This is a genomic window from Lactiplantibacillus sp. 30.2.29 (assembly GCF_018991255.1).
Taxonomy (GTDB): Bacteria; Bacillota; Bacilli; order Lactobacillales; family Lactobacillaceae; genus Lactiplantibacillus; species Lactiplantibacillus pentosus.
The window spans coordinates 1-7,013 of sequence record NZ_JAGYGU010000055.1 but is presented as its reverse complement, the minus strand read 5'-3'; the positions used below and the strand labels follow the sequence as shown (position 1 = coordinate 7,013).

Genomic DNA, 7,013 nt, shown 5'->3' with positions numbered 1-7,013 from the left:
TAGGTGAACTTTGATTCGGGGGATGGCGCCGAAAATATAACGGACAGCAGATGCCGCTGATAGGCTACTATGATTGGAATTCTGAGTCGCAACGCTTGGGATTTGGACAATACTGGAAAATGCGGTGTGGTATAAAATGTTTTTAATGATTGACATTTAATGTATTAATAATATGTGGCATGAATCAGTCAAAAAGCATATAATCGATTTTGTTGTGATTAACGGCTCTAGCATGACATTCTGTCTGAATTGGTGTGTTGAGTACGGTTAGGAGCAGCCTTTACTATGATTAATTTCATATTTATTGGGAGTCGGGGTAGTTGAGGGTGCGGATAATCCCCCCCTTCAGAACATCGTGACTTCGAACTATCATTAGGTTGTGGGGAGAGAAAGAAAATGTCTAAGAATCGAACGGCCGTCACGATACTAACGCTGGTAACGTTGGTTTTGCTCAGTCCGTTGTTACTTAATCAACATGCCATCTTAGGTGTTGATGGGTATTTTCAATATAATCGAATTTATGAAGCAGCAATGCAAATAAGGCACGGTAATTTTAGTTTTATCAACCTTTATTCATTCCAACAAGCTTGCCGGGTCGTGAATAGTTTGTATAGTCCGCTGATTACATACTTGGCAGGTGCGTTACTGCTATTACTTGGAACGTGGTTCAAATTTCAGCTGGTTAGTAATTTTCTACTGTATTTTACCAGCGGTTATCTCATGTATCGGGCGGCACAAAAATTGCATTTACCGAAGAAGTTGTCGATTTCGTTGGGCGTTGTCTTTTTATCGTCAAATGCGGTTTATGGGTTTATTCTAGGAACCACATGGCGGACGGTCGCACTGGGCTTGTTACCGATGTTCGTGGGCCCCATCATTGACTTATACAAGGGTGAATGGACGCTGACTAAAATGTTGAAACTCGGCGTGATGGTCGGCTTTTTCGCGCAATTTCAAGTATTGACGATTGTCCTCTTTTTACCATTTCTAGTGCCATTTGCGGTCCATGGATTGTTGTGCACTAAATATCGTATCGATTCACTGCTAAACCTAATGGCAGGGGCGCTGTTTGCGGTTATTCTCAGCTTGAATGCGTTATTGCCGATACTGGAAGTATATCGGGGTAACACGCTGATTTCGCCGGTTGCGATGGATTTAGTTGATAATGCTAGCAAGATTCTACAACCAATTTATACTGGTGTGGACTCTAACAGTGATATTGTCTTGACCTTTATTGTTTACGCCATGATCGTTGGGCTGATCTTGTTTTGGTCGCAATTAAAACCCTTTACCAAGCTGTTCTCAATTACGGCACTGGTCTATGTCATTATTGGTACGGCATTATTTCCTTGGGATTCGATACAAAAATCAATACCTGTCTTGCAGTCTTACTTGCAGATGCCCCGTCGAATCTCATTAACAGGGACGCCATTTTTAATTGTAGCTACCGCAATGGTCTACTACGAAGCAGCACGGGATACGGAAAGTCAATCACTGAAAAAAGGCGTGATGGTTACCGGGCTGGTCTTAGGTGTGCTTTCGTTAAGCTTATGCACGCAAAAAGTGGCACATAATGTTCACTTTACAACGCAGGAGACCACGTCACTGGCGGATGGACTGCATACGCCAAAAGTTAACGTCCATTCCAAATTAACACGAATTAGTCAGTTACAGCCGGCCTTTCATACGCGGGATTTGAGTGTATTGATTGCCCAAGTTGATCGGACAACACCTGACTATGTGCCCGTCACGCATAAAATTGCTAATCTGCCGGCAGTTTACTCGCAGGTTTATCGCCAGTACACGCAAAAATTCTCAGCGCAACGCCAGCATTTCAAATACAAAGTCATTCATAAAGGCATCCAAGTGAGCTGGAACGCCAAGCATACTAAAATGCGTGAATTACCGGTGACGGCGTATAAACGGACCGTTTTGACCCTAAACGGCCGTCGAATCAATGCGGCGCAAATCAAGCATCACTGGGTGGGCAACATTTCGATTCAACAGAAGGTCGGCCGCAATGTCCTGACGATTGGCTATGCGGATAGCTTCATCACGAAGCTGGGCGACTTTATGGCTGAGATACTCTGGCTAGCAATCGCCGTTTTACTGATTTTAGCGAAGCTTCCAGACTGGCAGCGCATTCGAGTCAAAGCGACTCAAGTTTAATCACTGAATCGCTTCGGCGGATGCCCGTTTTAAAGCGGTGAACCGAACTACTGTCATCGAACTAATACAACAAACTAGCGGTCACATTCCATGCATACGTGCATCGAACGTGACCGCTAGTTTTAGTAAATCATTATTTATCGTCAGTTGCCGTGGCTTTCAATTGTGAATGCTTGACCGAGTAGCTGAAGTAGACGATCATCCCGATGGCTAACCAAACTACGAAACGAATCCAAGTGACGGGTTTCAAGTTGATGAGTAGGAAGACGCAGCAGATGATCGACATGATTGGAACGAACGGAACCCAGGGTGTCTTGAATGGACGCCGCAAATCTGGTTGCGTTTTACGTAGCCGCAAGATGGAGAACGAAACTAGGGTAAAGGCCGTTAAAGTCCCGATGTTGACCAATTCTGCTAGGTCAGCTAACGGGATGAAGCCACCCATGATTGCGGCAATCGTTCCAAATAAGACGGTTGATTTGAGTGGGGCCCCGGTCTTCGCGCTGATGTCGCTGAAGACGTGTGGTAATAGGCCGTCGCGCGACATTGAGAACGAGATACGAGTTTGACCATACAGGCAGACCAACATGACGGTGGTCATCCCAAGAATGGCGCCCAAATCGATGATGCCCGCCATCCAATTTTGACCAGAGTAGATCAAGACGGCTGAGATTGGATGGTCGATGTATTTCGCGAAAGTTTCAAAAGGCACCACGCCGGTCATAATCGCAGAAACGGCGACGTAGAGCACGGTACAGATCCCGAGTGAGAGCAACATCGAACGTGGCAAAGTCTTAGACGGTTCTAGGGTTTCCTCCACACTGGATGAAATCGCGTCTAAGCCGATAAAGGCGAAGAAGACACTGGAAGCCGCGCCAAAGACGCCTTTGAAGCCGAATGGCAGTAGTGGGTGCCAGTTGGCTGGTTTGACGAACCGCACCGCCGTGAAAATGAAGAGCAAGACCACCGCTAACTTGATGACGACCATGATGTTGTTGACGCGTTTGGTTTCTTTGACCCCCAGCGAAAGTAAGATGGTGATTAAAATAATAATCGTAAACGCCGGTAAGTTAAAATAGCTGGTCACGCCCGGAACAGAACCGGCCGCAGCAGATAATGCGGTTGGTAGCTTCAGTCCAAAGCCGGCTAAAAATGATTGAAAATAACCTGACCACCCAGCGGAGACGGTCGAAACAGCGAAGAGGTATTCTAGCATCAAGTCCCAGCCAATTACGAAGGCCACGATTTCACCTAAAGTCGTGTAGGCGTAAGTGTAAGCTGAGCCACTTTCGGGAACCATGGCCGCAAATTCAGCGTAGCAGAGTGATGCAAACAAGCAGGCAATCGCCGCTAAGACGAAGGAAATCATGAGTCCTGGACCGGCCGTCAAAGCGCCAGTTCCAGTTAAAACGAAAATCCCAGTCCCAATGATGGCACCAATCCCCAACATGGTTAGATCAAAGGTTTTGAGCTCTTTTTTGAGCGGACTGTGATAAGTGGCTAACATGGCATTAATATCTTTTTTGCGGAGTAGCCGCGTGTGTGATAAATCCATAATCATCGCCCCATTTCGATGTGATGGCTTAAGTTTAATTGGTTTTGATAAAGTTGCGATGGTTAATCTGACTAAAATAAAATTGACGATAGGTGATAGTGGCTAAAAATCAGATAATTGGACCTAATGACGCAAGCTATAGCAGCTGAGTGATGATTGTCTGACTAATCGTGATTAATTAGCCGTAACCGGTAACACTGATTAGACCGGTGATACCGCGCGTATATTGGGGGTGGTATTTCTGACGGTTAACTTACCTTTGGTTGGGACTGTTAGTGGTCATTTGTTGAAATAAGGACATTTTTGGCGAGGATGATTATCGGTAGTTGGGTATAAGTTGCGAAAAATGGACTTCAAGGGAGTGTATTGTGCTTTTAAAGCATGCTATGACGATTGTTTCCATGAATAAACTGGGATTATGATTATTCTGGCACTATTTCGATTAATTAAATTTGAAAATTAATTTTTTCTACATAGGAAACAGTTTGTGATAGATAGCTGTCACTCATATGGGATCGCAGGTTCACTACTCTGCACGCCTATCGACATAAATTCACTTATTTCGAATATCGAATTGATTGCAACTTTGCCATCAATGAATACGACTGATCGTCATTATTTAGTGACAATGGAACGGGGGTTTGCTATGTTTGTTGTATTCAAGAGGGGGGATACGATGAATTTTAGGCAATCTTCAAAGCTGCTTACAACTATCGGACCACTGGGGAGCCCCGTTGATGGGACTTCTTTGTTCATCGCATCGATTGCATTGTCGACCTTGTTTTACGAGATTGGCAGGTCATGACCATGTTTTCAGCGCATAAAGTGAAAATCATCGCGGGCATTCTTATTTTAATTTGCTTGATTGTCGGTTTTCGCGTATATCGGTATGTTCATGGTCTCAATCAGGCAAGGACTGCAGTAACCACGATGTTGAAAAGCAGTCCATATCGCGCACGGGTACCGAGAAACGCCATGTACAAAGTCAGCTCGGGTTCTTTTAGTGTCAGCGATTGGTATGAATGTACATTTGCAACCAACAAAACGTTAACGGAAAGCAAGAAGTATCTGCAGTTTTTTTCGCTACCGCAAAAGAAGCTAACACTCAAAAACTGCCCAATCGTCTACCGTGTCATCGTTAGACCGCCAACTAAGAAAATTAAGCATTGGACGGGCAAAGTTTATCTCGATACCAATCAAGTATCCAGCACTTCTGCCCGCTCGCTTTATGTTCACAATCTAAATGGGCTGTCTGTGCATAAATTATCGGCTCCGTAGTTAATGGATACGGTCGCGTAACATCGACTGAAACGGGATTTTAAGCTGAGCGCCGACTACCTCAAGTGCATTCTCGAGAATCGTTCACAAATAGTCAGCGATTCAACCAAATTAAAGCGAGTCGTCAATTTATGATTTTGCAAAGTTGTACTGGCCAATATCGGCGGGCACAACTTTTTTATACATAGCGGGAGATCGTCAAAAAAGCGACCAGTCACACGACTAGCCGCTCCACAAGTTCAGTTTATTAGCGATGCCGGCGATAGTAGCGGTAAACGACGGCTAATAAAATAATAATTAGTAAAATACCAACGGCTGCACGGGGACCCGCAATGTGTTCGGTCAAATGAAACATGCGAATCGGGCCGAGACCGTGGATTCCAAGCATTCCAAGCATTGAACAGCCCTCCTTAATCGTAATTATTAGCTTTTTGATGGGTAATTGCAAAAATAACATTCGCAAAAGATTATTATCTTACTACCAACTGCGGTAAAATAAAACCATCATAAAAAATTTAGGTGGGTGCCTCCATTGCAATATATTCAGCCAATCTTATATACGATTATTATTATAAACGCGGCCGCAGCTTTTATCACCGTTTTTCGGGATGGAGATCGCGATATTGCCGCGACTTGGGCTTGGCTTTTAGTGTTGATTCTATTGCCAGTTGTCGGGTTCATTGCGTACGCCTTCGTTGGCCGGAAATTGCCGAAAAATCGACTGTTCCGGTTACGGAAGGAGACGCAGATTCGACTGGAGCAAATGATCCAGCGGCAACGAGAAGCGCTGGGAACCGAGTTGATGCCGGCGGATGCCGTGACGAGTTCCGTACGGGGAATGGTCAGTTTGTTTTTGAACTCTGATGGTGCGTTACTGAGTCGGAAGAATCGGGTCAAAATTTATACGGACGGTCATGAAAAGTTTCACGCGATGTTTCAAGACATTGAGGCGGCTAAGAACCACATTCATATTGAGTATTACACTTTTTATAACGATCAAATCGGAAATGAACTGTTGCACTTGCTGGAACGCAAAGCTGCCCAAGGCGTCGATGTCCGGGTACTCTATGATCCGTGGGGGTCAATGGGGACGTTCCGTAGCTTCTTTAAACATTTAGAAGAACTTGGCGGCCACGCGCGGCCGTTCCTGGGGGCGCATTCCGCCGTCTTAGACTTCCGACTGAACTTTCGGGATCACCGTAAAATCGTGGTGACGGATGGCCGGGTCGGCTACGTCGGCGGGTTTAACGTTGGTGATCAGTATCTGGGACGTAATAAGAAATTTGGCTATTGGCGAGATACTCATCTACGTATCGTGGGCTCTGGCGTCTTCGAACTACAAGAACGGTTCATCCGCGATTGGAACGCGACCGACCCTGACCACCGGATCGTGCCCGACGTGAATATGTTCCCAGTTATTCGGGTGAAAGGGAACACGTCATTACAAATCGTTTCAAGTGGCCCGGATAGCGATGGTCAACAAATCAAACTGGGCTATATCAAAATGATTATGACGGCGCAGCACCGCTTATGGATTCAGTCGCCGTATTTGATTCCAGATGATTCGGTACTCGATGCGATTAAAATCGCCGCAATGTCGGGTGTCGATGTTCGAATCATGGTCCCAGATAAGCCTGATCATGCATTTGTCTATCGTGCGACGCAGTACTATGCGCGTGAACTCGCGGATGCCGGTGTGAAAATCTATTATTATAATAATGGGTTTATCCATGCCAAGACCATCGTCATTGATGGGCAAGTCGCCTCGGTCGGGTCCGCCAATCTGGACTTCCGGAGCTTTAAGTTGAATTTTGAGGTCAATGCCTTCTTGTACGACGCTGACCTTGCCCAAGAGTTGGAACGCATCTTCTTGGATGATCAAAAACTCAGTAGCCTAATCACCGTTCAGGACTTTAAGAATCAGTCCTGGTGGTTGAAGTTCAAGCAGACGTTCTCACGGCTCCTGTCTCCAATCTTATAATTTTAAAAAGCTGATTTCGAAATGAAAAAC

The 7,013-nt window shown here is 45.4% G+C and carries 5 protein-coding genes; 3 read left to right on the top strand and 2 right to left on the bottom strand.

Features of this window, described 5'->3' with window-relative positions; genetic code table 11:
* The first annotated feature begins 396 nt into the window (after window positions 1-396).
* Window positions 397-2,169 carry a hypothetical protein gene (locus tag KGF65_RS16040; RefSeq protein ID WP_101874128.1) on the top strand — a complete coding sequence of 591 codons (1,773 nt, stop codon included), beginning with the start codon at window positions 397-399 and terminating at the stop codon, window positions 2,167-2,169.
* A gap of 133 nt (window positions 2,170-2,302) precedes the next feature.
* Here the strand turns inward: KGF65_RS16040 and KGF65_RS16035 are convergent, their stop codons facing one another.
* Window positions 2,303-3,724, bottom strand: a complete 1,422-nt coding sequence (locus tag KGF65_RS16035) for an amino acid permease (RefSeq protein WP_216748744.1) — start codon at window positions 3,722-3,724, stop codon at window positions 2,303-2,305.
* A gap of 807 nt (window positions 3,725-4,531) precedes the next feature.
* Here KGF65_RS16035 and KGF65_RS16030 point away from each other — a divergent pair.
* Window positions 4,532-5,002 (top strand): hypothetical protein, encoded by a 471-nt coding sequence (locus tag KGF65_RS16030; RefSeq protein ID WP_101874332.1) that lies wholly within the window; start codon window positions 4,532-4,534, stop codon window positions 5,000-5,002.
* A 247-nt stretch (window positions 5,003-5,249) separates the two neighbouring features.
* Here the strand turns inward: KGF65_RS16030 and KGF65_RS16025 are convergent, their stop codons facing one another.
* Window positions 5,250-5,399 carry a hypothetical protein gene (locus KGF65_RS16025; RefSeq protein WP_021337322.1) on the bottom strand — a complete coding sequence of 50 codons (150 nt, stop codon included), beginning with the start codon at window positions 5,397-5,399 and terminating at the stop codon, window positions 5,250-5,252.
* Window positions 5,400-5,534: 135 nt separating this feature from the next.
* On the opposite strand from KGF65_RS16025, the gene cls reads away from it, so the two are divergent.
* Complete coding sequence (gene cls / locus KGF65_RS16020; RefSeq protein WP_162937046.1) at window positions 5,535-6,983, top strand: cardiolipin synthase; 1,449 nt, start codon at window positions 5,535-5,537, stop codon at window positions 6,981-6,983.
* Window positions 6,984-7,013: the final 30 nt, after the last annotated feature.